The sequence below is a fragment of the Microbulbifer okhotskensis genome (assembly GCF_023895975.1).
Lineage (GTDB): Bacteria > Pseudomonadota > Gammaproteobacteria > Pseudomonadales > Cellvibrionaceae > Microbulbifer > Microbulbifer okhotskensis.
This window is the reverse complement of the sequence record NZ_JALBWM010000003.1, coordinates 58,192-83,943: the sequence shown is the minus strand read 5'-3', so window position 1 is coordinate 83,943 and position 25,752 is coordinate 58,192. Positions and strand designations below refer to the sequence as shown.

At 53.4% G+C, this 25,752-nt stretch carries 20 protein-coding genes; 15 read left to right on the top strand and 5 right to left on the bottom strand.

All coding sequences use genetic code 11. The features are described 5' to 3' along the window. The first annotated feature begins 15 nt into the window (after positions 1-15). Positions 16-495: a chemotaxis protein CheW gene (locus tag MO867_RS01365; protein WP_252464145.1), complete on the top strand. Its 480-nt coding sequence runs from the start codon at positions 16-18 to the stop codon at positions 493-495. Positions 496-566: 71 nt separating this feature from the next. Here the strand turns inward: MO867_RS01365 and MO867_RS01360 are convergent, their stop codons facing one another. Beyond that, the gene (locus tag MO867_RS01360; RefSeq protein ID WP_252464144.1) at positions 567-3,224 is read right to left on the bottom strand and encodes a penicillin-binding protein 1A; all 2,658 of its coding nucleotides are present in this window, start codon (positions 3,222-3,224) and stop codon (positions 567-569) included. Positions 3,225-3,372: 148 nt separating this feature from the next. Here MO867_RS01360 and MO867_RS01355 point away from each other — a divergent pair, with 148 nt between their 5' ends. From MO867_RS01355 to MO867_RS01305, 11 genes are all read left to right on the top strand, one after another. Continuing rightward, complete coding sequence (locus MO867_RS01355) at positions 3,373-4,449, top strand: pilus assembly protein PilM (RefSeq protein WP_252464143.1); 1,077 nt, start codon at positions 3,373-3,375, stop codon at positions 4,447-4,449. A gap of 1 nt (position 4,450) precedes the next feature. After that, positions 4,451-5,026 carry a PilN domain-containing protein gene (locus MO867_RS01350; RefSeq protein WP_252464142.1) on the top strand — a complete coding sequence of 192 codons (576 nt, stop codon included), beginning with the start codon at positions 4,451-4,453 and terminating at the stop codon, positions 5,024-5,026. 12 nt (positions 5,027-5,038) lie between these two features. Then, positions 5,039-5,659 carry a type IV pilus inner membrane component PilO gene (locus tag MO867_RS01345; protein ID WP_252464141.1) on the top strand — a complete coding sequence of 207 codons (621 nt, stop codon included), beginning with the start codon at positions 5,039-5,041 and terminating at the stop codon, positions 5,657-5,659. Beyond that, positions 5,656-6,186: a pilus assembly protein PilP gene (locus MO867_RS01340; RefSeq protein WP_252464140.1), complete on the top strand. Its 531-nt coding sequence runs from the start codon at positions 5,656-5,658 to the stop codon at positions 6,184-6,186. Before MO867_RS01345 ends, MO867_RS01340 begins: the two co-directional genes overlap by 4 nt. Next, entirely contained in the window at positions 6,186-8,354 is a 2,169-nt protein-coding gene (locus MO867_RS01335) for a type IV pilus secretin PilQ (RefSeq protein WP_252464139.1), read from the top strand. Before MO867_RS01340 ends, MO867_RS01335 begins: the two co-directional genes overlap by 1 nt. Continuing rightward, positions 8,351-8,875 carry a shikimate kinase AroK gene (gene aroK / locus MO867_RS01330; RefSeq protein ID WP_373565855.1) on the top strand — a complete coding sequence of 175 codons (525 nt, stop codon included), beginning with the start codon at positions 8,351-8,353 and terminating at the stop codon, positions 8,873-8,875. The genes MO867_RS01335 and aroK overlap by 4 nt, the downstream gene beginning before the upstream one ends. Positions 8,876-8,948: 73 nt before the next feature. Further along, entirely contained in the window at positions 8,949-10,034 is a 1,086-nt protein-coding gene (gene aroB / locus MO867_RS01325; RefSeq protein WP_252464138.1) for a 3-dehydroquinate synthase, read from the top strand. Positions 10,035-10,373: 339 nt separating this feature from the next. Continuing rightward, positions 10,374-14,822: a glutamate synthase large subunit gene (gltB, locus tag MO867_RS01320; RefSeq protein ID WP_252464137.1), complete on the top strand. Its 4,449-nt coding sequence runs from the start codon at positions 10,374-10,376 to the stop codon at positions 14,820-14,822. Between the two features lie 20 nt (positions 14,823-14,842). After that, entirely contained in the window at positions 14,843-16,261 is a 1,419-nt protein-coding gene (locus tag MO867_RS01315; protein ID WP_252464136.1) for a glutamate synthase small subunit GltD family protein, read from the top strand. A 216-nt stretch (positions 16,262-16,477) separates the two neighbouring features. After that, complete coding sequence (gene hemE / locus MO867_RS01310) at positions 16,478-17,557, top strand: uroporphyrinogen decarboxylase (RefSeq protein WP_252464135.1); 1,080 nt, start codon at positions 16,478-16,480, stop codon at positions 17,555-17,557. A gap of 172 nt (positions 17,558-17,729) precedes the next feature. Next, a complete protein-coding gene (locus tag MO867_RS01305; protein WP_252464134.1) occupies positions 17,730-19,088 on the top strand; it encodes a cyclic di-GMP phosphodiesterase in 1,359 nt (452 codons plus the stop codon). Positions 19,089-19,143: 55 nt separating this feature from the next. Here MO867_RS01305 and asd read toward each other — a convergent pair whose 3' ends face one another. The 3 genes from asd to rsgA are packed head-to-tail and all read right to left on the bottom strand — an operon-like array spanning position 19,144 to position 21,863. Further along, a complete protein-coding gene (gene asd / locus MO867_RS01300) occupies positions 19,144-20,007 on the bottom strand; it encodes an archaetidylserine decarboxylase (protein ID WP_252464133.1) in 864 nt (287 codons plus the stop codon). 24 nt (positions 20,008-20,031) lie between these two features. Then, positions 20,032-20,826 carry a sulfurtransferase gene (locus tag MO867_RS01295; protein ID WP_252464132.1) on the bottom strand — a complete coding sequence of 265 codons (795 nt, stop codon included), beginning with the start codon at positions 20,824-20,826 and terminating at the stop codon, positions 20,032-20,034. Beyond that, positions 20,823-21,863 carry a small ribosomal subunit biogenesis GTPase RsgA gene (rsgA, locus tag MO867_RS01290; RefSeq protein ID WP_252464131.1) on the bottom strand — a complete coding sequence of 347 codons (1,041 nt, stop codon included), beginning with the start codon at positions 21,861-21,863 and terminating at the stop codon, positions 20,823-20,825. Before rsgA ends, MO867_RS01295 begins: the two co-directional genes overlap by 4 nt. An 86-nt stretch (positions 21,864-21,949) precedes the next feature. Between rsgA and orn the strand changes: the two genes are divergently transcribed. Continuing rightward, positions 21,950-22,489 (top strand): oligoribonuclease, encoded by a 540-nt coding sequence (gene orn / locus MO867_RS01285; RefSeq protein WP_252464130.1) that lies wholly within the window; start codon positions 21,950-21,952, stop codon positions 22,487-22,489. Here orn and queG read toward each other — a convergent pair. Next, the gene (gene queG, locus MO867_RS01280) at positions 22,486-23,598 is read right to left on the bottom strand and encodes a tRNA epoxyqueuosine(34) reductase QueG (RefSeq protein ID WP_252464129.1); all 1,113 of its coding nucleotides are present in this window, start codon (positions 23,596-23,598) and stop codon (positions 22,486-22,488) included. The genes orn and queG overlap by 4 nt on opposite strands. A gap of 134 nt (positions 23,599-23,732) precedes the next feature. On the opposite strand from queG, the gene MO867_RS01275 reads away from it, so the two are divergent. Together MO867_RS01275 and tsaE are read left to right on the top strand one after the other, a co-directional pair. Beyond that, positions 23,733-25,214 (top strand): NAD(P)H-hydrate dehydratase, encoded by a 1,482-nt coding sequence (locus tag MO867_RS01275; RefSeq protein WP_252464128.1) that lies wholly within the window; start codon positions 23,733-23,735, stop codon positions 25,212-25,214. Next, positions 25,214-25,744 (top strand): tRNA (adenosine(37)-N6)-threonylcarbamoyltransferase complex ATPase subunit type 1 TsaE, encoded by a 531-nt coding sequence (gene tsaE / locus MO867_RS01270; RefSeq protein WP_252464127.1) that lies wholly within the window; start codon positions 25,214-25,216, stop codon positions 25,742-25,744. Before MO867_RS01275 ends, tsaE begins: the two co-directional genes overlap by 1 nt. Positions 25,745-25,752: the final 8 nt, after the last annotated feature.

Below are 25,752 nucleotides of genomic sequence, written 5' to 3'. Positions count from 1 at the left end.
AATAAGAGATAGGCAATGAGTGAAGTTGAAGCACTGTCAGTCGATGTACCTGAGGAGGTTAGCAGCCTGCTGCTGCCACTTGAACAGGGGCAGATATTGGTGCCGGTGGATAGCCTCTCGGAGGTTATTGCAATGCAGACGCCAATGGCGGTTCTCGATGTCCCGGAGTGGTATCTCGGAGACCTGATTTGGCGGGAACAGCGCCTGCCTCTAGTGTCTTTTGAGGTGATGCGTGGCGGCACTTTGGGCAATGTTGCCGAAGAGGAGCGCATAGCTGTACTGAGCAGCGGAAATCCCGATGGTGATCTGCCATTTTTTGCGTTGATACTGTGCGGCACGCCAAGACTGGTCAGGGTGACCCCTGAGGAGTTGGTGCTGCGTGAGCAGGCATTAAATCCCGGTGAATTGATGCATGTGGCGCTGTCTGGAGAGGAGGCGGTTATTCCCGACTTACAGGGGGTGGAGCGGGCCTGTTTACGCTACCGGAATGCATAAACACGTTTATTAATGCGGAAAGTAGATAAAAAGGGGCCCTCAGGGCCCTTTTTTCTGTTTGGCAAATCCAACTAGAAAAGCTCTTCTGGAAGCGAGTCGCCCGGTGCATCCTGGTCGGGCATATCCCTATCTTCATCAGTGTACCGATGTCGATAGGGATTGTAGACCTCACGGCCCGGGACACGATTGGTTCTGAAAATTTCAAACATGCCATCGTAAGATGTGCGGAGGCCATTTTTGGGATTGATGCGAACGGTGACTATATCGTCGGGTTGGGGCAAGTGCCGCTCGGGAAGCCCCTCCAAAGCGCTGCTCATGAAGTCGATCCAGATCGGCAGCGCAGCAGAGCCACCGTATTCATTTTTACCCAGCTCGCCATAGGAGTCGAATCCGACCCACGCACTGGTTGCCAAGTGGGGGCTGTAACCCGAGAACCAAGCATCCCGTGGGCCATTGGTTGTGCCGGTCTTGCCGGCAATATCACCGCGCTTCATCGAACGAGCCCGGCGCCCGGTCCCCTTCTTGATAACGTCTTTTAGCATGGAGTCCATGATATAAGCCGTTTGCGCGGACATGGCTCGGGGCGCCTGGGGCCGAGCTTGATTCTTGTTGGGGTCAAGTGGCTCCAAGGGCAGTATGCGAAGTTCTGCCGGCTCTTCTCCCGGATTCGGTGCCTCTCCCTCCATTTGCAACTCAGCCAGACCGACAGGCTCAGATGAGAGGCGCTCCGAGCCGGTACCTGGCTGTGGGCAGCCCCTACACACAGTCAGGGGCTGGGCTTGATAGCGGACTTCGCCATTGACATCCAGTATCCGGTCTACCAGGTAGGGCTCTACGCGATAACCTCCATTGGCGAAGGCGGCGTAACCGCGCACCATATCCAGAGGTGTGAGAGCGGAACTCCCCAATGCGATTGTCAGGTTACGCGCCAGCTTGCTGCGTTCAAACCCGAAGCCTTCCACAAAACCCAGCGCGTAGTCGAGCCCAAGGGATTGCAGTAATCGGATTGAGACCATGTTGCGGGATTTATAAAGCGCCATGCGCAAACGAGTGGGCCCGAGGAAAGTGCCGCCGTCATTCTCTGGGCGCCAGACATCCTGCAGGTTGGTCTCCTCAAAGATGATGGGGGCGTCGTTGATAATGCTTGCTGCGGTATATCCGCGTTCGATGGCGGAAGCGTAGATGAACGGTTTAAAACTGGAGCCGGGTTGCCGTGCGGCCTGGGTGACGCGGTTGAAGTGGCTTTGACGGAAGTCATAGCCCCCCACCAGAGCACGGATGGCGCCATCCTCGGGCTCAATGGATACCAGGGCACCCTGTGCCTCGGGTACCTGTGTCAAAACCCACTCTTCGACTACTTGGGGTTCAGTGGGTTCAGGTTTTCCGCTGGGGTCTGCTAAGGGATCAGGCTGGGGGGGCTCGTCCACCGCGGTCACTATGGTTTCGCTGTTGCTTTCGGTGGCTTTGGTATTTTTTTCAACTCTGCGGAGCCGGATTACATCTCCCGGTGCAAACATCTTATCGGCGGACTGTAGGCGGGCACCGCGCGTGCTTTCGGAAATATAGGGTCTGATGGAATCGAGCCCGTTGCTCCAGGGTACTTCGATAACGCGTCGGTCCCGCAGTTGAACCTGTAGTTTTTTAGGCTCTACTACCGTCACCACGCCGGGTTCCAGCCCCCCGAGAATTGGGATTTCATTCAGTAAGTCGATCAGTTGGTCGCTGTCGTGCAAAAGTTCAGCTGGCAAGCGCTGCTCGGGACCCCGATAGCCGTGTCGAGCATCATAGGTTTCCAGTCCGTGTTGCAGTGCGTCGCGTGCGGACTCTTGTAAGCGGCTATCTATCGTCGTTATGACTTGGTAACCATCGGTATAGGCATTGTCGCCAAAGAGATCTACTGCCTCTTTTCTCGCCATTTCGGCGATATAGGGAGCATCCAGATCCAGATCGCGGCTGTGGTAGCTGGCGGTGACTGGTGCAGTAATAGAGTTTTTGTATTCGTCTTGGTCGATATATCCCAAATCCAGCATCCGCTTCAGAATCCAGTTGCGGCGTACCAGAGCGCGGGTGGGGTTGGCGATAGGATTGAACGTCGAGGGGGCTTTGGGCAATCCGGCCATCATCGCCCACTGAGCCAGGTTCAGGTCTTTGATGCCCCTGCCGTAGTAAACCTTTGCGGCCGCTTGGAAACCGTAAGCGCGGTTGCCGAGAAATATTTTGTTGATATAGAGCGCAAGGATTTCATCCTTGGTGAGTTCCTGTTCAATCTGGAGAGATAGTAAAATTTCATTGAACTTGCGCACAAAACGCTGCTCTCGACTCAAAAAGAAGTTGCGCGCCACCTGCATAGTCAGTGTACTACCCCCTGATTGGATAGATCCTGTCTTAATCAGCTGCGAGGCTGCCCGCATCAGGCCCTTTATGGAGACCCCGTTGTGGGAGTAAAAGCTTGAATCCTCCGCAGCGAGAATTGCTTTGATAAAGGGTTCTGGCGTTTGCTCGATCGTGATAGGGTTGCGCCGCTTTTCACCGAACTCACCGATCAGTTTCATATCGCTCGAGTAGACCCTCAAGGGTGTTTGTAAGCGAATATCGCGAAGGCTCTCCACAGAGGGCAGTCCTGGCTTTAGATAGAGATAGATGCTGGCCAGGGCCATAGCGGTAGCGGCTACACCGGCAAGGCCGAGCCAAAGCAGTGCGAGCAGACGATTGCGGACTTTTACGGTCATGAAACTGCTTCTTTGTACTTCATCAAAGTGATTAGGTGAATAATTATACGAATATTGTGCGCTATTACCTATGCAAATGCAGGTTGAAGCGGTAATTTAAAGTGCTATAACATCAAACTCTCATAACCCACGGAAAAGATAAGAAAAAATGGGAATTTTCCCTTTTCTGAGTAAAGGCCCTAAGGCCATGTTGGGACTCGATATTAGCTCTACAGCGGTCAAGTTGCTGGAGCTAAGTCGCAACGGCGATAAATATCGTGTCGAAAGTTACGCCGTGGAACCCCTTCCCCCCAATGCTGTGGTTGATAAAAATATCAACGATGTCGGGGCAACGGCTGAGGCTATCCGCAAAGTGGTACGCCGTTCCAAAACACGTCTACGTCAAGCCGCTGTCGCCGTATCCGGGTCAGCGGTCATCACTAAGACGCTTGAGTTGCCGGCAGACCTCTCCGATGAGGGACTGGAGGCTCAGATTGCGTTAGAGGCAGATCAGTATATTCCCTATCCGCTAGAAGAGGTGAGTCTGGACTTTGAAGTGCAGGGACCCTCTGAAAAAGGGGCTGATCAGATGGAAGTTCTCCTCGCTGCGTGTCGTACGGAAAATATTGAGCAGCGGGTGTCAGCACTGTCGGAAGCCGAGCTGGAAGCGGGAGTGGTGGATGTAGAAGCCTATGCAATAGAGCGTACCTACACCTTACTAGAAGATCAGTTCCCCCCCCAAGAGCAGCTGGTGGTTGCTGTGATTGATATCGGTTCCACCATGAGCGCCCTATCAGTCTTAGTGGATGGCAAGACGGTATACACGCGCGAGCAACTTTTTGGTGGGCGCCAGCTGAGCGATGAGATCCAACGCCGCTACGGACTGTCAGCGGAAGAGGCGACTCTGGCTAAGCGCCAAGGTGGTAGTGGCTTGCCAGATGATTACTTTGCTGAGGTTTTAGAGCCGTTCCACGATGCGGTGGTTCAGCAGGTAACCCGCTCTCTTCAGTTTTTTTACTCCTCAACTTCGTACAGCGATGTGGATTACATCCTCCTCGGTGGCGGTGTCGCTGCGATGGAGGGATTGGGCGATCTTATCAGCGAGAAACTGAGCCGGCCTATTTTGGTGGCCAACCCATTCCTCAGAATGAGTGTCTCATCTCGAGTGAACCAACAGGCGCTAGTGAGTGAGGCACCCTCGTTAATGATTGCTGTAGGCTTGGCAATGAGGGAGAAGGATTACTGACATGGCAAAAATTAACCTTCTCCCCTGGCGCGAAAAATACCGTGCGCGTAAACAAAAAGAATTTCAGCAGGTGGCTGTGGTGGTGGTTATTGCTGCAGCGGTTGCGGCATTTCTTTGGATGAAGACTGTAGATCAGCAGGTGCTTCTTCAAAATGAGCGAAACCAGATTTTGCAAACCAAGATCAATGCGCTAAATATTCAGGTTAAAGAAATTCAGGAGTTAAAAAAACGGCGTCAGGAACTCATTGACCGCATGCGGGTGATTCAAGAATTGCAGGGCAATAGGCCACTTGCCGTACGCTATTTTGATGAGATCGTTCAGGCAACCCCAGAGGGGTTGTGGCTGAGTAGCGTGAAGCGAGAGGGGGATCGATTAGACCTGTTAGGCGTGGCCGAATCCAATAACCGGGTTTCCTCTTTTATGCGTAATCTGGATCAATCAGACTGGTATGAATCTCCCAACCTGACCGGAGTAACCGCAACTCCTCAATTTGGTGACCAGGCGAGCGAGTTCAGGCTGACGGTTGACGTCAGTGGGCGCAAACAAGGCGATGATAAAGATAGTGCAAAAAAGTAAAGGATTTCGGTCATGGCATTGGCAGATACGATAAAACAGCTGAATGAACTCAGCGTCAATGATATCGACCCCTCTCGAATGGGGATTTGGCCCTTGCCGGGCCGTATTGCTGTATTGACTCTTATTGCAGTTGTCATAATTGGCGGTGGTTATTACTTCTTTATCAAGGATTTATACGGGAAACTTGATTTAGCAGTTAACAAAGAGAGGGAACTCTTTACTCAGTTTGAGCGAAAACAGTTTGAGGCCGCAAATCTTGAGGCTTATCGAATTCAGTTGGTCGAAATGGAAGAAACTTTTGGCGCACTACTAAAGCAACTGCCAAAAGACACAGAGGTGCCTGGATTACTTGAGGATATTGATGAATATGGTCGGGGTGCAGGTCTAACGATCAATAAAATTGCTTTGCAAAAAGAGCGAGTTGGCGAGTTTTACGTTGAATTGCCGATTAGAATAGAGGTCGAAGGCGATTACCATGGATTTGGAGCATTTGTCAGCGGTATTGCGGGTATGCCTCGAATAGTCACCCTCCACGATTTCAATATCTTAAGTGATCGGGGTGAGAGGGGTCTCCTGAATATGGTGATAAACGCAAAAACTTATCGCTATAAAGATCAGGGTGAAGAGGGATGAAGAGATATCTACCTATATTAACAACCCTGCTTTTTGTTTCTGGCTGTGATTTAAATACGGATCATGGCGATCTGCATACAAAAATGGCTGATGTCGAACGTAAGCCGAAAGGGCAAATTGAACCGATACCCACCTTTACTCCTTATAGTCCGTACATATACCGTGCTACTGCGCAACGAAGCCCTTTTTCTCGACCAATACTGGAGTCTGAGCAGCGTATAGTGGGGCGCAGGCTCGATGTTGCTCCGGATGTGACTCGACAGCGAGAGTTACTTGAGGGAATTGGTATTGATCTCTTGTCAATGGTGGGTAGCCTGTCCCGTGAGGGGCAGATTTGGGCCCTAATTAATGATGGTGGAGGTGGGATTCATCGAATTACGGTGGGCAATTACTTGGGTAAAAACCACGGCCGCGTAGTGAACGCGACAAGTTCACAGCTCGATATTCTTGAAATTGTACCGGATGGCACCGGTGGCTGGATCGAACGGCCGCGGGCACTGGCGTTGGAAGAGAGGGACAACGGATAATGAACAACAAGCAGTTCGCCATTTATATGGCTCAATTCCAGCTGTTGCTATTGGGGTTGTTGGTATTTCCAGTAGCTTTGTATGCCCAGACAAATCAACTAAATGATATCCAGTTTGCTGAATTGCCAGGCAGCCGTGTGCAGCTCCGCCTTACTTTTAGCGATACGCCTCCAGAACCTACCGGCTATACCATAGAGCAGCCGGCTCGTATTGTTTTGGACTTCGCTGGGGTGGAAAGTGTTCTGCCACAGAAAAAATACTCATTGGGTATCGGCGCCGCTCGAAGTGCCGTAATTGTCTCCAGTGAAGATCGCACGCGCCTTATCGTTAACCTGGACCAGCTGCCGGTTTATTCCAGTGAGCGACAGGGTAACCAGTTGGTGATGGAAATCGGCGTAGAATCTTCTGAAAGCGCTGCTTTGGCTTCGTCCGCTCCACAACATAAAAACGGTTCGACTTTGGGTCTCAAAAAGCAGTTCCAGACCGCGGAAAATATAGCGGTTAACAATGTGGATTTTCGTCGAGGAGAGGAGGGTGAGGGCAAGGTTATCGTCAGCCTGACAGACCCGGCGGTGAATATTGATGTAGAGCGCACCAATGGGAAAATTTACTTAACCTTTTTGGGCGCGGAACTGCCCGAGTCCCTGCGGCAGAAATTGGATGTTACAGATTTCGCTACTCCGGTGAGCAGTATCACCGTAGATTATGATGGGCGTAATACGGTAATTGCGGTGGATCCAAATAAGTCTGAGTATGATTATTTAGCTTATCAGGCTGATACTGAATACGTGCTGAGTGTTAAGCCTCTCACGGCCAAGGAAATCCGTGAAAAAGAAAAAGAGTTTCAGTTCAATGGAAAAAAATTGTCATTGAACTTTCAGGATATTGAAGTCCGTTCCGTGTTGCAGGTGATTGCTGACTTTACAGATCTCAACTTGGTAGCCAGTGATACCGTTCAAGGGCGTATTACACTTCGCCTTGACGGGGTGCCATGGGATCAGGCTTTAGCCCTGATTTTAAAAGCAAAGGGATTGGATAAACGTCAGGAAGGGAGTGTTATTATGGTGGCGCCAGCAGCTGAAATTGCTGAGCGCGAGCGCCAGGAGCTCGAGACCCGCAAGCAATTGGAAGAACTGGCTCCGCTACGTACAGAGTTTGTCAGTGTTCGCTATGCTGACGCGGGAGAGATATTCAATCTATTTTCAGGTCAGGGCGGAGCTGAGGGTATTGCTGGAGGTAGCGGCGGCAGTGCGAATCAGCAAACCAGTATCCTTTCTTCACGCGGCAGAGCGATTGTTGATGAGCGTACAAATACAATCATCCTCACCGATACCGAGGACAAAATTGCCCAGTTTCGTGAGTTGATCGAGGCCATTGATATTCCGATCCGTCAGGTTATGATTGAGGCGCGTATTGTAAATGCCAACAGTGATTTCCAAAGAGAGCTGGGGGTCCAGTGGGATTTTGTTGATGGCACTGATATCAATGATGATGCCTATGGCGTTGGTGCTGGTGGAATTTCTCTAGATACGGATGATGCTTTAGGGAGCCTAAGTGGAGGAGATTTTGATCCGCTGCTAGTGGATCTGGGCGTTAGCAACCCTGCAGGGAGCATTGCCTACGCGATATTAAAAAATGACTTTTACCTAAGCCTTGAGTTATCAGCATTAGAAGATACCGGTATGGCGGAGATCGTGTCACAACCTAAGGTGGTTACCGGTGATAAACAGGAAGCTACCATCCAATCGGGTGTAGAGGTTCCATACCAAGAAACCACCTCTTCGGGAGCCGCGTCTATTACGTTTCGGGAGGCAGTGTTACTGTTAAACGTCACTCCACAGATTACTCCAGACAATAATATTATTATGACGTTGAATCTTGAGCAAAACAGCGTGGGTGAGTATGTCAGTGTAGGCGAGGGAGAGGTCCCCACGATCAACATAAATACTTTAGCCACTAAAGTATTGGTCCGCAACGGCGAAACAATAGTGTTGGGTGGTGTTTTTGAAAGTACTGTGGTAGAAGGTGAAACAAAGGTCCCTCTACTGGGTGACATTCCCTATATCGGCAATTTGTTTAAGAAGACCATCAGGACCGATGATAAGCGCGAAATCCTGATGTTTATTACCCCGCGTATTATGGAAGACGAGGCTTTTTACACTAAGTGATCACCCGCTCCATTTTTCTGGTCGGTCCCATGGGGGCCGGCAAGTCTACTATCGGGAAATTAATGGCGGCTCAGTTACAGCTGCCATTTGTTGATACCGACAAAGTACTGGAAGAACGCACCGGTGCGGATATTCCTTGGATATTTGATGTCGAGGGGGAGGCAGGTTTTCGCCGGCGGGAGAGCGAAATACTCGAAGAGCTTTGCCGCGGGGATAGCCATATTATTGGCACCGGTGGGGGCATCGTGCTGCTGGAAGAGAACCGGCGCCAGCTGCAAAAATATGGTTATGTGGTCTACTTACAGGCAAACATCGATCAGCTTTTAGAGCGCACTTCAAAAAATTCCAATCGTCCACTTTTACGTGTCCCCAATCCCCGACAGCGTATCGCCGAGATATTGCAGGAGCGGGAGCCTCTGTATCGTGAAGTTGCAGATATTATTTGCGATACCAATGACCTGTCCCCCAAACAAGCTTCTCTTCTGGTGGCCGAGCGCCTAAGTAATCTACTGTCCGGTTAGCTAGCCAACGCCTGTGCTAAAGTGCGCTTCACTTCTGTAGACATAGATTAAGGCTGGCGGGATGGAGAGTCGTATGCAACGTCTAAATGTAGAACTCGGCGCGCGCAGTTACCCGATTATTATTGGATCAGGCTTTCTCGGGGCCCCGCAGCAGCTTCTCCCCTATATTCATGGTCGGCAAGTTTGTATCGTTACCAATGAAACAGTCGCACCACTCTACCTCGCAAAGTTAATCGAAGCTTTACAGGGGTTTAATAAGTTGGATGTTGTCGAGCTGCCTGACGGTGAAGCTTTTAAGAACCTCGATACCCTCAACCGTATTTTTGATGTTCTGCTGGAAAAGCGTCACAACCGTACCACTACCCTAATTGCATTGGGAGGCGGTGTTGTTGGCGATATGTGCGGCTTTGCCGCAGCTTGCTACCAACGCGGAGTCAATTTTATCCAGGTACCCACCACTTTGCTGGCACTGGTTGATTCCTCCGTAGGTGGAAAGACGGGGGTTAATCATCCTCTCGGCAAAAATATGATTGGCGCCTTCCACCAGCCCCGGCTTGTTTTGGCGGATACCGATACTTTGAACACATTACCAGCAAGAGAGCTTTCCGCGGGTCTCGCCGAAGTTATCAAGTATGGGTTGATCTGTGACAAACCCTTTTTCTATTGGATCGAGGAGAATCTGCAGCGGCTACTCAATAGGGAGCCTGAGGTCCTGGCTTATGCTATAGAGCGTTGCTGCCGGAATAAGGCCGATGTTGTTGCCAGTGATGAGCGCGAGGGAGGTCGGCGTGCAATTTTGAACTTTGGCCACACCTTTGGTCACGCCATTGAGGCCGTACAAGGCTATGGAAACTGGCTGCACGGAGAGGCCGTGGCAGCGGGTATGGTTATGGCGCTGGAGCTTTCACGGCTGCGCGGCGATATTGATAATGACTTGGTGGAGCGTTTGCGACAGATGCTGCAAATTGCAGGTCTATCGCAGCGGGCACCCGTGGGCATGAGTGCAGCTAGTTTTTTGCAGTCGATGCAAATCGACAAGAAAGTTCTGGATGGAAAGTTGCGACTGATTCTTTTACAAGCTTTGGGCGAGGCTGTGATTGTTGATGACACTCCACGAGAAATGATTATGGATGCGCTGCGAAACTGTGGGGCGGAGTGATGATAGTGTGCAAACTTGGCAAAAAAGAGGACTGAATACCAGAATGTTTGCCGTGCAGAAGATAAGACCAACTTTATTTTGTTTTGCAGGCTAATAATCTGTTAAATATTGAAAATGCAGTGACAATCAAGTAATATTGCGCCCCCCCGAAAGGAAAGGCGGGGCAAAAAACCGCCATTAACAACAAAAAAAGCCCCATTGGAGGGCTTTTTTTATCTCGGGATCTTTTACCAAGGGACCGCAGGAGAGCGTAGCGCGAAGCTGAAAGTCACATTCGCCCATAGCAGGCACTTCTTTTAAGCGCCAGTGGTCCCCCAATCGATAGCGACGAGGAATTCTATGGGTAACAGTCTGTATCAGTTGGATGAGTTTAAAGACAACTGCGGTTTTGGTCTGATCGCTCATTTGCACGGTGTGGCAAGTCACAAATTAGTGCAGACCGCCATCGAATCCCTTACCTGCATGACCCACCGGGGCGGTATTGCTGCTGATGGGAAGACGGGCGACGGCTGTGGACTTTTACTGCAGAAACCGGATGCCTTTCTTCGTTCAGAGGCTAAGAAACTTCTCGGGACAGACCTCACAGAAGCCTACGCGGTGGGTTCAATCATGCTGCCCCTGGATGAGCGCGCGGCGCGAGAGGCTAGGGAGGTTCTGGAAGCAGAGCTCCAGGCGCAAGGTTTGCGGATTGCAGGCTGGCGGATGGTGCCGACGAATCCGGAGTGTCTGGGGCCTATCGCCAGGGAATGCTTACCGCAGTTTGAGCAGCTGCTGATAAATGACGCGGAGCAACCCCTGGGTGAGGCGAAGTTTAATGCCCGCCTCTATGTTGCCCGCCGCAAGGCTGAGCAGCGACTGAGCAGCGATGTGTATATCGCCAGTTTATCGACCAGCGTACTCTCCTACAAAGGCCTGATGATCCCGGCCGATCTGCCGAAGTTCTTTCCCGAATTGGCCGACTCGAGTCTCGAGACCGCTATTTGTGTTTTTCATCAGCGCTTCTCCACCAATACCATGCCCCGCTGGCCACTGGCACAGCCCTTCCGTTTATTAGCCCACAATGGCGAAATCAACACCATTACCGGCAATCGCAATTGGTCGGTAGCACGTACCAACAAATTTTCGACAGACTTGATTCCCGAGTTGAACGAGCTGGTACCGCTGGTGAATCGGGAAGGTTCAGATTCCTCCAGTCTGGATAATATGCTGGAAATGCTGCTCGCTGGCGGTATGGAACTCCACCGGGCGGTGCGTATGTTGGTGCCGCCAGCCTGGCAAAATGTTGAAGGCATGGACGCAGACCTGCGCGCGTTTTATGAATACATCTCGATGCATATGGAACCCTGGGATGGACCGGCCGGGCTGGTGATGACCGATGGTCGCTATGCGGTATGTACTTTGGATCGAAACGGCTTGCGCCCATCCCGCTGGGTGATCACTAAGGATGACCTGATTACTGTGGCATCCGAGGTTGGCGTATATAACTATGTGCCCGAGGATGTGGTGGCCAAGGGGCGTCTTGGGCCTGGGCAAATGCTTTCAGTGGATACTCGCGAAGGCAAGCTCTATCACACTGCTGATATCGACAATATGCTCAAGCGAGCGCAGCCCTATAAGCGTTGGCTGAAAGAACAAGCTCGTCGTATTCGCTCGACTCTGGTCACAGCACCGGTGGATAACAACTTTTCCCACCAACAATTCAAAATCTACCAGAAACTGTTTAGTTCCTCACTGGAGGAGCGCGATAAGGTTGTTCGCCCCATGGCTGAAGCCGGTCAGGAAGCCGTTGGCTCCATGGGTGATGACACACCGATGGCCGTGCTGTCACGCGACAACCGTTCGCTCTTCGATTACTTTCGTCAGCAATTTGCCCAGGTGACCAACCCACCGATAGACCCTTTGCGGGAGACGGTGGTGATGTCCCTGGAGACCTGCCTGGGCCGTGAAAAACCTGTATTTGAAGAGACTCGAGAGCACGCCGACCGGGTGATTCTATCTTCACCCGTGCTTTCCCATATGAAGTACACGGCGTTGCTGTCTATCGACCGCCCGGGTTTCGAGGCAGAGATTTTTGATCTTAACTATGATCCGGCTGAGCAGGATCTGAAAACAGCGATTGAGAGACTCTGTGCGACAGTTGAGGCCTCAGTGCGTGCTGGTGCGGTTATCGTGGTGTTGTCCGACCGGAATATCCGCGATGGTCAATTGCCTATAGATGCTTTGTTGGCCACGGGTGCCGTGCATCACCACCTGGTACACGCGGGCCTTCGTTGCGACTCCAATGTTGTGGTCGACACTGCCAGTGCCCGCGATGCCCATCAGCTTGCGTGTCTGGTGGGTGTTGGGGCGACAGCGGTGCACCCCTATTTTTCCTACAGTATTATCAATCACCTGATCGATACTGGAGAGCTGTTGTTAGATGCTGCGGAAGCACAGAAAAATTACCGCAACGGCATCATCAAGGGGCTTTTGAAGATTCTGTCCAAAATGGGGATCTCCACGGTCGCCTCTTATCGGGGAGCCCTTTTGTTTGAGTTGGTGGGGATTTCCAAAGAAGTGGTAGACCTCTGCTTCCCGGGTGCACCAACCCGTATTGAGGGAGCCGGCTTTGCCGAACTTCAGGCCGACATGGAGGCGCGGGCGGCAAGCGCCTGGAAGGCGCGCAAGCCGGTCTCTCCCGGCGGTTTACACAAATTTGTTTACGGCCAGGAATATCATGCGTTTAACCCGGATGTAGTAACTACCCTGCGTCGTGCAGCGAGTACGGGTGACTACGCGGCCTGGCGGGATTATGCGGAGCTGGTAAACCGACGCCCGGTTGCCACATTGCGAGACATGCTTGATTTTAAAGAAAATATTGAGCCGGTTGCGCTGGAGGACGTAGAGCCTGCCGCACAGATTTTGCGCCGCTTTGATACCGCAGCTATGTCCTTGGGGGCCCTGTCACCAGAGGCCCACGAATCCCTAGCTCAGGCTATGAACCGGCTGGGAGGCCGCTCGAATAGTGGTGAAGGGGGCGAGGACCCGGCCCGTTTCGGTACCGATAAAGTCTCCAAAATTAAGCAGATTGCTTCTGGTCGTTTTGGAGTAACGCCCAACTACCTGGTTAATGCGGATGTGCTACAGATCAAGGTAGCTCAGGGCGCCAAACCCGGTGAGGGGGGGCAGTTGCCCGGAGGCAAGGTTAATGAACTGATCGCACGCTTGCGCTACTCAGTACCCGGTGTGACCCTGATCTCTCCTCCTCCACATCACGATATCTATTCGATCGAGGATCTGGCGCAGCTGATTTACGACTTGAAACAGGTTAACCCCGATGCGTTGGTGTCAGTCAAACTGGTGTCTAGACCGGGAGTGGGCACCATTGCTGCCGGTGTCGCCAAAGCTTATGCGGACTTGATCACCATCTCAGGTTACGACGGCGGCACGGCAGCGAGTCCCATTACGTCGATTCGCTATGCAGGTTCTCCCTGGGAACTGGGCTTGGCAGAAACTCACCAGACCCTGCGCGCTAATGACTTGCGCGGCAAGGTAAGAGTGCAAACGGACGGTGGCCTAAAAACCGGCCTCGATGTTATCAAGGCGGCAATTCTCGGTGCTGAAAGCTTTGGTTTTGGTACTGCTCCGATGGTGGCGATCGGCTGTAAGTACCTACGTATTTGTCATTTGAACAATTGCGCTACCGGTATTGCTACCCAAAAGAAAGATCTGCGTGACGAACACTATATTGGCACCGCAGAGATGGCGATGAATTTCTTCCGCTTTGTCGCCGAAGAGACTCGTGAATGGATGGCTCAACTCGGTGTGCGCACCCTTGAAGATCTGGTGGGACGCGTTGATCTACTGCGTGTGCTGGATGGAGAAACCGACAAGCAGAGAAAGCTGGATCTCTCTCCTCTACTGCATACCGATGAGTTGCTCGATAGTAAACCGCAGACCTGCCAGTCTGCCACCAATGATCCCTGGGATAAGGGGGTGCTGGCGGAGCGTATGGTGGCAGATATCTTGCCGGCGATTGAGAGCTTTAGCGGCGGCGAGTTCAACTATACGGCAACCAATTGTGATCGCTCTCTTGGCGCACGCCTGTCAGGGGAAATTGCTAAGCGTTACGGTAACCAGGGCATGGCCGAGGCCCCGATAAAGCTCCGCTTAAAAGGTGTAGCTGGACAGTCTTTTGGGGTTTGGAATGCCGGCGGCCTGGAAATGTACCTGGAGGGTGATGCCAACGACTATGTGGGCAAGGGTATGGCCGGTGGTAAGTTGGTTATTCGTCCGCCGCAAGGCAGTTCTTTTGCTTCACAGGAAACCAGTATTGTCGGTAATACCTGCTTGTACGGTGCTACCGGCGGTAAATTGTTTGCGGCTGGCTGTGCCGGTGAGCGTTTTGCTGTGCGCAACTCCGGGGCCTTCGCAGTTGTAGAGGGCGCTGGTGATCATTGCTGTGAATATATGACCGGAGGGATGGTCGCGGTTCTGGGCCGTACCGGTTTTAACTTCGGTGCAGGAATGACTGGGGGTTTCGCCTATGTATTGGATATGCAGCGCGATTTCTTTGACCGCTGCAACCATGAGCTGATTGAGCTGCGTAGGATCAGTAGCGAGATTCTGGAGCCGCACCAAAGCCACTTGCGTGAAGTCATCGCGGAGTATGCTGCGGAGACTCAAAGTGAATGGGGCGCAGAGCTTCTCGACAACTTTGACGACTACTTGAGCCGTTTCTGGCTGGTTAAACCAAAGGCGGCGAGCCTTGCAGATCTTCTATCCGACGTGCGCAAGCGCGGCGAATAAAGGCGGGGTGGAGAAACAGTATGAAAGACAGATTGAACAACGACTTCCAGTTTATCGACGTGGCTCGTATTGATCCGCCGAAGAAGGACATCACTACCCGCACCGGCGAATTTGTGGAAGTTTATGAGCCCTTCAGCGAGCGACAGGCGGCGAGTCAAGCACACCGCTGTCTGGATTGCGGTAACCCTTACTGTGAATGGAAGTGCCCAGTGCACAACTACATTCCCAACTGGCTCAAACTGATCAGCGAAGGGAATGTGATCGAGGCTGCCGAACTCTGCCATGAAACCAATACCCTACCGGAAGTTTGTGGGCGAGTTTGCCCCCAAGACCGCCTGTGTGAAGGGGCCTGTACCCTCAATGATGGCTTCGGCGCGGTGACCATTGGCAATGCCGAAAAATACATTACCGATACCGCATTTGCCTTGGGTTGGCGGCCGGATCTCAGCCATGTGGAAAAAACCGGTAAGCGTGTGGCGATCATCGGGGCCGGCCCTGCCGGTTTGGGTTGTGCCGATATCTTGGTACGCAATGGCGTGCAGCCGGTGGTTTTTGATAAGCACCCAGAAATTGGGGGTCTGATCACTTTTGGTATTCCGGAATTCAAGCTTGAAAAATCGGTAATGCAGCAGCGCCGCGAGGTGTTTGCTGGAATGGGTGTCGAGTTCTGCCTCAATACCGAGGTGGGCAAGGACATCAGCATTGAGCAGTTGTTGAAAGACTATGATGCCGTGTTTATGGGGATGGGTACCTACAACTATATGAGAGGGGGCTTCCCTGGCGAAGACTTGTCTGGAGTCCACGATGCCCTGCCATATCTGATCGCCAACGTAAATCGCAATATGGGCTGGGAGCGCGATGCCTCGGAGTTTGTTTCGGTTGAAGGCAAGCGGGTAGTGGTGCTCGGTGGTGGGGATACCGCTATGGACTGCAACCGCAGCTCCATCCGCCTTGGTGCAAAAAGCGTCGCTTGTGCCTATCGCCGCGATGAAGAAAATATGCCGGGTTCCCGCCGCGAAGTAGCGAACGCCAAGGAAGAGGGCGTGCAGTTCCTTTTCAACCGCCAGCCGGTGGAAATTGTGGGGGATGGCCAGGTTACGGGCGTTAAAGTAGTCACTACTGAGCTTGGGGAGCCCGACGAAAACGGCCGCCGCCGCCCCCAAGTCGTGCCCGGTTCTGAGGAAATTATCCCTGCGGATATCGTCCTGATTGCTTTTGGTTTTCGTCCCAGTCCGGCGCAGTGGTTTGCTGAGCACAATATTGAAGTGGCTGATTGGGGTGGGGTTATCGCGCCAGAAAAGCAGAAGTACAAGTTCCAGACCTCTAATGACAAGGTTTTTGCGGGGGGTGACATGGTACGCGGTTCTGACCTGGTCGTGACCGCTATTTGGGAAGGGCGTCAGGCTGGTGAAGGCATTCTCGACTACCTGGATATCTAGCTGACTGTTGCGGAAGGCTATTCGTGTCTGGGACTGCGGTAGTTGCCCGCAAATATTCCAGGCCAGCCCAAGCGGTTACGTGCTTGGGCTGCGGCCCTCACAGTACCGCCTCTCTTTATATGTTTGTACCAGTAATAGCGGTATATTTTTGCCACCCTGTGTCTAGACGCCTCGCCCCTGTACAATGGCCGTTTTTTTAGCCCGCTCGGTGTGCATATGTCTGATACCAAACCGTCCGAATTGAAAAATGATCGATTTCTCCGCGCCCTGCTGCGCCAGCCAGTGGATCGCACGCCTGTATGGATGATGCGACAGGCGGGTCGCTATTTGCCGGAATATCGCGCCAGTCGTGCTGAAGCCGGCAGTTTTATGGATCTTTGCCGCAATACAGAGCTGGCTTGTGAAGTCACCTTACAGCCGCTCGAACGCTACCCACTGGATGCTGCTATTCTGTTCTCGGATATCTTAACCATTCCCGATGCCATGGGACTCGGCCTCTATTTTTCCGAAGGTGAGGGCCCTAAATTCCATAAGCCTCTGCGCACTGCCGCAGATATCGAGGCACTGGAAGTGGTTAACAGCGAGCGCGACCTGGACTATGTGATGAATGCTGTGTCCAGGATCCGCCATGAGCTGAATGGCCGTGTCCCCCTAATCGGTTTCTCCGGCAGCCCGTGGACCCTGGCGACTTATATGGTCGAAGGCGGGTCCAGCAAGGACTTTGCGCGCTGTAAAGAAATGCTCTACAACCGCCCCGAACAGATGCACCAATTATTGACTATATTGTCGGATTCGGTAATTGATTACCTGAATGCCCAGATTCGTGCTGGAGCTCAAGCAGTACAGATTTTTGATACCTGGGGAGGTGCCCTGAGCCACGGTGCTTACCGGGAATTTTCCCTGCAGTACATGGAACGAATTCTCCAGGGCTTAATTAAGGAAGCGGATGGTCGCCGTGTGCCAGCGATTTTGTTTACCAAAGGGGGTGGCCAGTGGTTGGAAGCTATGGCAGCTACCGGCGCGGATGCCCTAGGCCTTGATTGGACAACAGATATTGGCGGCGCCCGTGCTCGCGTAGGAGACAAGGTCGCCCTACAGGGCAATTTGGACCCGGCAGTACTCTATGCCAGCCCCGAGCGAATCCGGAGCGAAGTAGCAACAATTTTGCAGTCCTTTGGACAAGGTAGCGGACATATTTTTAACTTGGGCCATGGCATCACTCCGAAGGTCGACCCCAAGCATGCCGGTGCCATGATTGATGCGGTAGTGGAGCTTTCAGGCCGGTATCACGCTTAATTTAGGTGGCGATATTCTGAGTCTGTGAATGTAGTCTCACTTTGGGCGGGTGAACCTTAATATCCCTCCGTGATATAAAGGTGAACTTGCCCATGAGACCTAGGATTTAACGCCACGCGGTCTATTTGGGGCAATTTTGTAGCAATAATTACAGTTGTTGGCATCTTCCCCAGTGGCAATCGAACAGGCAAAAATCTCGGTAGACGATTTACAGCGCGGCATGTTTGTCTCCAGGCTCGACAAGCCCTGGACGCGAACCCCATTTGCGTTGCAGGGCTTCTATATCCGCGATTTAGAAGAGATTCGGCAGTTACAAAAGTACTGCCGCTTCGTTTACGTCGATATTCATAAAACAGTAGGCAGCGCCGGTGTCACCCTGCGCCGCTTGATGAACGCTAGTTCAGCTTCCATCGGTCAGGGTCGCGGCAGCTCCGCCCGTACCGTGATCACCATCCCCTCCCGACCTGTTGTCATTTCCCACAAGGCCTACCCGCCTCCACAGCCTGTACAAAGGGAAGCAAATACTGCCCGCAAACTGCACGGACAGATCCTCTATGGAATGAGTGAGGTGATGGGACTGGTAGCGAGTAATCGGCCTCTCCCGGTACAGCAAGTTAACCAGGTCGTTGAGGACCTGGTTGAGAGTGTTCTGCGCAGTCCCGATGCTTTTGCCTGGCTGGCCCGAGTTCGAGATAAGGATGAACACACCTACAGTCACTCGGTGCGTGCCAGTATTTGGGCGGTGTTATTCGGTCGCCATATTGGTCTCACGCGCAGAGAGCTGGTGCAACTGGGGGTGGCTACCCTGCTCAAGGATGTGGGTAAACTGGCGATCGAAGGAGAGGTGCTGCAAATGAAGCAGCGCGATCCGCGCAGTGAGTTGGAATACCGCAAATTTGTACAACACAGCGTGAAAATGCTGGCGGCAGATCCGAAAATTGATCCGGAGGTGATAAACATTGTGCGCGGTCATTGTGAGCGCCACGATGGCAGTGGTTATCCCAGTGGGTTGCGGGGAGATAAAATTCCGGTACTGGCGCGTATGTGTGGGATAGTGACCTTTTATGATGAAGCCACTAACCCCCGCGGTTCCAGCCAGCCGGTAGCACCGTCGCGTGCTGTTGCAAAGCTCTATGATTTACGGGGTATCGCTTATCAAGAGCAGCTGGTTGTGGAGTTTATCCAGGCTATAGGCCTTTATCCCACCGGCACCCAAGTGGAGTTGTCGACGGGAGAAGTTGGCGTGGTGGTCGAGCAGACCTACGATCGTCGCTTGCGCCCCAAAGTCATGATTATTCTGGATCGGGAAAAGCGTGAACTCAGCAGGCCCCGGCTCTGCGATTTGGCCGAAGTTGAGGATCGCGAACAGAAACTGATTGAGCGTGGCAAAATGAGTGCTCAGGAAAAGATGAGCATCCTCAGGGATATAGAGCCCGGTGCCTATCCTCAGGTGGATGCGGCCGCTGTGCGCGACAGTTATTTGTTCCGTGGGGGCCGGCTAGGCCAACTACTCACGCGGCTGACAAAGTAATTCGAATTATTTAAGGTACGGTGGCCTGTGCGCCACCGTTCTTGTCCTTGTTTTCTTATTCGCCAGTGGGCACACAGTTACCGAAGTGTTCACCCATGCGAACTGGCGACTCCGCCTCAAGTTGGTCCAGCCAGCGAACTTGGTCGGCCCCGAACAGCATGATGACTGTAGAGCCCAACTTAAAGCGGCCCATCTCCTCACCCTTCTCCAAATGGATAGGTGCTTTTTCGAGATAATCGGTAGTGCGCACATGGCGCTGTAGCGGAGCCACTTGGCCAGCCCACACCGTTTCAATACCGGCGACAATCATCGCACCCACCAGAATCATGGCCATAGGGCCTGCATCGGTATCGAACACACACACCAGACGTTCGTTGCGGGCGAAGAGGCGGGGAACATTCTCGGCGGTGATCGTATTTACCGAAAATAGTTGCCCGGGTACATAGGTCATACTGCGCAGTGTCCCCGCAAGCGGCATATGCACCCGGTGGTAATCTTTCGGCGACAGGTAGACAGTGGCGAAATGGCCATCGTTAAATTGTGCCGCAACCTCAGGATCTCCGCCCACTAGTTCGAGCAGGCTGTAGTCCTGGCCTTTAGCCTGAAAGATCCGACTGTTGTGGATCTGTCCCAGCTGGCTGATTGCGCCGTCAGCTGGGCAAGCGAGGCTTTGTTGGCCATCGACAACAGGCCGCACACCATCCACCAATTCGCGAGTGAAAAATTCATTAAAAGTGCGGTACGCGGTGCAGTCAGTTTCTTTGGCCTCCTGCATATCCACGCCGTATTTATTCACAAACCAGCGGGTAAAAGGGTCTTTGATCCACTTGATTTCGGTGTTCGCCAACCAGCCAGCGGCACGGGATAGTGCGTGTTGCGGGGTGAAGTATTGCAGGGCGGCAAAAAGTTTTGGATTCATAAAGCTACATCTTTCTCAGTGTTTTTACTGCTCTACCGGTGTATTGGGCAGGTTGCCCCACTCACTCCAGGAGCCAGGGTAAGCGCGGATATCAAACCCTAGGGATCTGCCGACGAGCCAGGTAAAACCGGAACGGTGATGGCTCTGGCAGTGGGTTACGATTGTGTGCGAGTCATCTATTCCTCGGGCTGCGAGAAACTCGCGGACGTCGGCTCTGATCCGTAAATCTCGCTGTGGGTCCATCAATTGGGTCCACTCGCAATTGACAGCGCCTGGAATATGTCCGCCTTTCATGGCCAGTACACGTTCGCCACGATATTCCTGCGGTGAACGGGCATCCCAGATCAGGAAGCCTGGATTGCCGAGTTGTGCCTGTATCTGTTGGGCGTCCATAGCGGCCGCTGCGTCTACAGTGATTTCAGTATTGCTGGGAGTGATTGCTGCATCATCGATGGACAGTGGCAGACCGGCACCGCGCCAGGCGTGCATGCCACCATTCAGATAGCTGCAATTGCGGTGTCCGATGATTTCCAGGGTCCATAGAAAGCGTCCGGCCCATCCACCACCCTCGTCGTCGCAGGCAACGATATGCTGATCCGGTTTTAGGCCGATAGCGCGAAACACCTGGGTCAGCTGTTGGATATCGGGAATTTTGCCCGGGGCGGGTGTAGTACCGGCCATCAATGCTTGGAAAGGTAGGTGCACGGCTCCCGGAATATGACCATTGTAGAAATTCTGTGGTGAGCTCAGATCCACGATCAATAGCTCTTGGTGCTCCAGCTGCGCAGCGAGTTCTTCCGCTTCAATAATCAGTTTCAAAACTTGTTCTCCGATTCCAGGCTGTTGCGCAGATGCAAAAAACTGTTCATACGGCGTTCGCTGATATCCCCATCGGTCAGTGCCTTTTGGATGGCACAGCGGGGCTCACTCTGATGGCGGCAATCGCGGAAACGGCAGTGTCCGATAAAGGGGCGGAACTCGATAAACCCCTCGAGCAGTGCCGCTTCCTCCATATGCCAGAGGCCAAATTCGCGAATGCCCGGGGAGTCTATCAGATCCCCGCCAGAGGGCAGATGAAACAGCTCTGCCGCAGTAGTAGTGTGGGTCCCTTTCAATGTGGCTTCTGACAGGGCGCCGGTGCGCGCCCCAGCACTGGGGAGCAGCGCGTTAACCAGAGATGACTTGCCCACGCCGGACTGACCGACAAAAACACTGCAGCCTTGCGCTAGGGTGTGCAGCAGCTGTGGTAGGCCTTCCTCGGTCTTGGTGGACAATCGGAGGACCGGATAACCCAAATCGGGATAAGGAGCGAGTAGCTCCTCTAGCTGTTCACGGTTGCTATCGTCGATCAGGTCGGTTTTGTTGAGAAGCAACATCGGCGCTATACCGGTGGTTTCGGCAGCAACCAGGTATCGGTCTATGGCATTGGCAAAGGGCTCGGGATAGGGAGCAATGACAATTAAAATGCGGTCGATATTGGCTGCTACGGTTTTAAGATCGCCATAGCGATCCGGGCGCTGCAGTTCCGAATCGCGCGGCAGCCGAGCACCGATAACACCAATGCCCCCATCGCTATCCTCCGTAGCCGGGTGCCAGGCGACGCGGTCACCGGTTACCAGGGGGTCGATATTGGCGCGCAGGTGGCAGCGCTGACGCAGCGTTGGATCGCTCTTACTCTCGACCAGCACCTGCGTACCGTAATTGGCGATGACTAGACCAACTTGCTCGCGGCCCAATTGTCCCTCTTCTAGGGACTCTTCGGCAGATTGCTCGCGCTTGCGGGCGCGGGCTTCACGCTCTTGCTGGATCTTATTGATACGCCACTGTTGGCGGCGGTTTAACTTACGTTTACTCATGCACTGACACCTGGGGACGAGCGGCGGATTATAGCTATTGGTGAGTAGTTGCGGTAACTTGCGCGAAAAGTTTGAGGAGGCCTGCTGTGGATCAGAATAATCTGGTCTGGATTGACCTGGAGATGACCGGTCTGGATCCAGACAAAGAGCGCATTATTGAAATTGCCACCATCGTGACGGATTCGCGCCTTAATATTCTTGCTGAGGGCCCGGCGATGGTGATTCACCAGGGGGATGCCCTGTTGGATGCCATGGATGAGTGGAACACGGAGCAGCATGGAGGATCGGGGCTGGTTGCGCGGGTAAAACAGTCTTCCATTTCTGAGAGAGAGGCAGAGCGGGAAACGATAGAGTTTCTGCGCCATTGGGTACCTAATGGCGCATCGCCTATGTGTGGCAACTCTATCGGACAGGATCGTCGCTTCCTGGTCAAATATATGCCCTCGCTGGAATCCTACTTTCACTATCGCAATCTGGATGTGAGTTCGGTTAAGGAACTGGCACGACGCTGGCGGCCGGAGGTTTTGGAGGGCGTGAAGAAGCATAGTAATCACCTGGCGCTGGACGATATTCGCGATTCTATTGAAGAGCTGCGCCATTACCGTGAGACGTTCTTTCGCCTCTAGTTATCGGCGGGTTTACGCTTAATTTTTCGCTTGCGTTTGCGCCCGCTGCGCAATCGCTCAAGTGCCCACTGGATATGCTCTAAAACCAATGGTGATGCGAGGGTCCGTGCGCTCTCCAGTGTTTCTATCACTGCGGTATTGGCCTCGCCATTACCCAGTGCGACTGCCAGGTTGCGCTGCCAGCGCTGGTGGCCGATGCGACGAATGGCCGAGCCCTCAGTTTTACGCAGGAACTCCTCCTCATCCCAGGTAAACAGCGTGAGTAGCTCGCCACTATCGAGGCCGTGACGAGGGTGAAAATCCTTTTCGTCGGTGGGTGTGGCAATTTTATTCCAGGGACAAATGATCTGGCAATCGTCGCAGCCGAACACCCGATTGCCGATGGGCTCGCGAAATTCCTCCGGTATTGGGCCTTTGTTCTCGATGGTGAGATAGGAAATACAGCGGCGCGCATCGAGTGTGCGGTCGTCGACAAAGGCATCAGTGGGGCAAACCTTCAAGCAGGCGACACACTCGCCACACTGGTCCGTTTCCTCGCTGATATCCACAGGTAAAGGCAGGTTGGTGTAAATCTCACCGAGAAAAAAGTATGACCCTGCTGTTGAATTGATCACTAGGGTATTTTTGCCAATCCAGCCCAGGCCGGCTTTTGCCGCCAGAGCCTTCTCCATGACCGGGGCGCTGTCGGTAAAGGCACGGCCCTTTGATTCGATGCCCCGCTCAGCACAAAAGGTATCTATTTTCTTTGCCAGGTTGGCGAGCCGTTTGCGAATTAGTTTGTGGTAATCGCGGCCATTGGCATAGCGGGATACGTAGGCCTTGCTCGCATCCTTTAACACCTTTATCGGTTGGGTATCCGGTGGCAGGTAGTCCAAACGCGCGCTAATCACACACAATGTCCCCGGCTCAAGCAGCTCTGGGCGCCAACGCTTCTCGCCGTGCGCGCCCATCCAGTCCATGTCCGCATGATAGCCTGCATCTATCCATGTGCGCAGACGTTCGCCTTCTTCTTCCAGGCGGCAATCGGTGATCCCTACTTGTTGGAAACCCAGTTCTCGGCCCCAAATTTTGATCAGTTGGGCTAACTCGGCGAACAGTGATTCGGTCATAAGTAATGCGGCTCGATATTCCCGGCGAGCACAATGCCTGGCAGGGACGGTATACTTTGCTGTTCGCACAAATGGCGGCGACGTAATCGCCTATTTTGCCACAGAAGAATTCTTGACCACATCGCGGGAGCTGCATGGACACGCCTCAACCTCTATACAGTGCCGAATCGGTACGTGAGTTGGATCGACAGACAATCGCTGCACTGGAAATTCCCTCTATTCAACTGATGAAGCGCGCCGGTCGCGCGGCATTCTCACACTTGCAAGCACGCTGGCCCGATATTGGCCGCCTGCAGGTCTTCTGCGGCGGCGGTAATAATGGCGGCGATGGTTATGTCATTGCAGCGCTGGCCGCGCAGAAAAAGCTCCCGGTCACCGTATTTGCATCTACTGACCCCGAGCGCCTGAACGGAGACGCGCGAGAGGCCTACGGCTATGCCTGCCGGGAGGGTGTTCAGGTAGTGTCCTCCCTCACGGAACTGGATACCGCCGATGGCGATACCCTGGTTGTGGATGCTCTGCTGGGCACAGGTTTCAGCGGTGAACTGCGTTCAGATGTGGCACACGCTATAGAAAGAATCCATAAAAGCCCGGGGCCAGTATTGGCGGTGGATATCCCCTCGGGCCTGAGTGCGGACACCGGTAGTGCGGGTGAAGCGGTCTCTGCAGACATGACAGTGACTTTTATTGGGCGCAAATTTGGTCTTTATGGCGGCCGTGGTCCGGCGTTGTGTGGCGAGGTGGTCTACGAAAACTTGGGGGCCCCGGCAGTGCTTTTCAGTAAGGTACAGCCATTGGCAATGCGCTACGAGGGGTCAGCGATACGCCGCTTGCCACCGCGCTCGGCGGACAGTTATAAAAACCAGTTCGGACATATTCTGATTGTCGGTGGCGATACAGGATTTGGCGGAGCCGCACTAATGGCCGCGCAGTCCTCTGCGCGTTGTGGCGCAGGCCTGATTTCCCTCGCAACCCGCCCCGACCATCTGTCCGCAGTGTTAACCCGCTGTCCTGAGGTGATGGCTCACCCGGTCATTTCCGGACAGGAGCTGGAGCCTCTACTCGATGGGCCCAGCGTGATCGCCGTAGGGCCGGGATTGGGGCGTTCGCCCTGGAGTGAGCAACTACTGGCTCGGGCCGGGCGTGCGGAAGTGCCGCTAGTGGTGGATGCCGATGCGTTGAATATTCTCGCGGAAGGTCGAGTATTGGCCGGAGTAAGGCGGGATGATTGGGTATTGACTCCGCATGTGGGAGAAGCGGCTCGCCTATTGGATTGCGATACGACGGAAGTGCTCGCCGATCCAGTCGCAGCTGCCGTTGCCATTCAGCAGAAATTCAGTGGGGTGGTGATATTAAAGGGCGCCGGTACACTCATTGCGCACGCTGGCGGCGTCGACCTGATTAACAGTGGTAATCCGGGTATGGCCTCCGGAGGCATGGGAGACCTGCTCACCGGAATTGTGGCGGCACTTATCGGCCAGCATCTTCCTGTAGCGGAGGCGGCACGCTTAGCGGTATGGCTGCATGGAGAAGCTGGCAATCGTGCTGCTAAAGACGGCCAGCGTGGATTATTGGCGACTGATTTATTGCCCTGGGTGCGGCGTTTGGTGGATTGATGGCAACTGAACTGACATTGTATTTGGCTGACGAAACGGCCACGGTATCCTGCGGGGCGTGCCTAGGACAAGCTTGTCTGGCCGCCGGGCTGCAAGAGGGGCTTACCCTATACCTGCACGGCCAACTGGGGGCGGGGAAGACAACTTTTTGCCGTGGGGTATTGAGAGCTTTTGGTTATGAGGGTGCGGTAAAAAGTCCCACTTATACTCTGGTGGAGCCCTATGAACTCGGGCTTCAGCGGGTCTATCACTTTGACCTCTATCGTTTGGGAGACCCGGAGGAATTGGAGTTTATGGGGGTGCGGGATTATTTCTCTACGCAGAGCCTGAGCATGGTGGAGTGGCCCGAGCGGGGAGAGGGCATACTGCCGCCGCCAGACCTGCAAATAGAGTTGGAAGTACCTGATAGCGGCCGTCGGCTTCGGCTGTTTTCCCACTCTCTGCGAGGGGGGCGGGTAATTGACCTCCTACAGAAGCTGGTACGGAAAGTCAGCGCTGAACCGGGTATCGGCATGCACGAAAAAAAATAAGCGAAGGG

Coding starts and splice junctions, on each gene's coding strand:
- MO867_RS01335 (WP_252464139.1), top strand. CDS start 6,186: ATGAACAACAAGCAGTTCGCCATTTATATGGCTCAATTCCAGCTGTTG.
- MO867_RS01340 (WP_252464140.1), top strand. CDS start 5,656: ATGAAGAGATATCTACCTATATTAACAACCCTGCTTTTTGTTTCTGGC.
- MO867_RS01275 (WP_252464128.1), top strand. CDS start 23,733: ATGGACACGCCTCAACCTCTATACAGTGCCGAATCGGTACGTGAGTTG.
- asd (WP_252464133.1), bottom strand. CDS start 20,007: ATGAATCCAAAACTTTTTGCCGCCCTGCAATACTTCACCCCGCAACAC.
- MO867_RS01360 (WP_252464144.1), bottom strand. CDS start 3,224: ATGACCGTAAAAGTCCGCAATCGTCTGCTCGCACTGCTTTGGCTCGGC.
- tsaE (WP_252464127.1), top strand. CDS start 25,214: ATGGCAACTGAACTGACATTGTATTTGGCTGACGAAACGGCCACGGTA.
- MO867_RS01315 (WP_252464136.1), top strand. CDS start 14,843: ATGAAAGACAGATTGAACAACGACTTCCAGTTTATCGACGTGGCTCGT.
- queG (WP_252464129.1), bottom strand. CDS start 23,598: ATGACCGAATCACTGTTCGCCGAGTTAGCCCAACTGATCAAAATTTGG.
- MO867_RS01365 (WP_252464145.1), top strand. CDS start 16: ATGAGTGAAGTTGAAGCACTGTCAGTCGATGTACCTGAGGAGGTTAGC.
- MO867_RS01350 (WP_252464142.1), top strand. CDS start 4,451: ATGGCAAAAATTAACCTTCTCCCCTGGCGCGAAAAATACCGTGCGCGT.
- MO867_RS01345 (WP_252464141.1), top strand. CDS start 5,039: ATGGCATTGGCAGATACGATAAAACAGCTGAATGAACTCAGCGTCAAT.
- rsgA (WP_252464131.1), bottom strand. CDS start 21,863: ATGAGTAAACGTAAGTTAAACCGCCGCCAACAGTGGCGTATCAATAAG.
- gltB (WP_252464137.1), top strand. CDS start 10,374: ATGGGTAACAGTCTGTATCAGTTGGATGAGTTTAAAGACAACTGCGGT.
- hemE (WP_252464135.1), top strand. CDS start 16,478: ATGTCTGATACCAAACCGTCCGAATTGAAAAATGATCGATTTCTCCGC.
- MO867_RS01355 (WP_252464143.1), top strand. CDS start 3,373: ATGGGAATTTTCCCTTTTCTGAGTAAAGGCCCTAAGGCCATGTTGGGA.
- aroB (WP_252464138.1), top strand. CDS start 8,949: ATGCAACGTCTAAATGTAGAACTCGGCGCGCGCAGTTACCCGATTATT.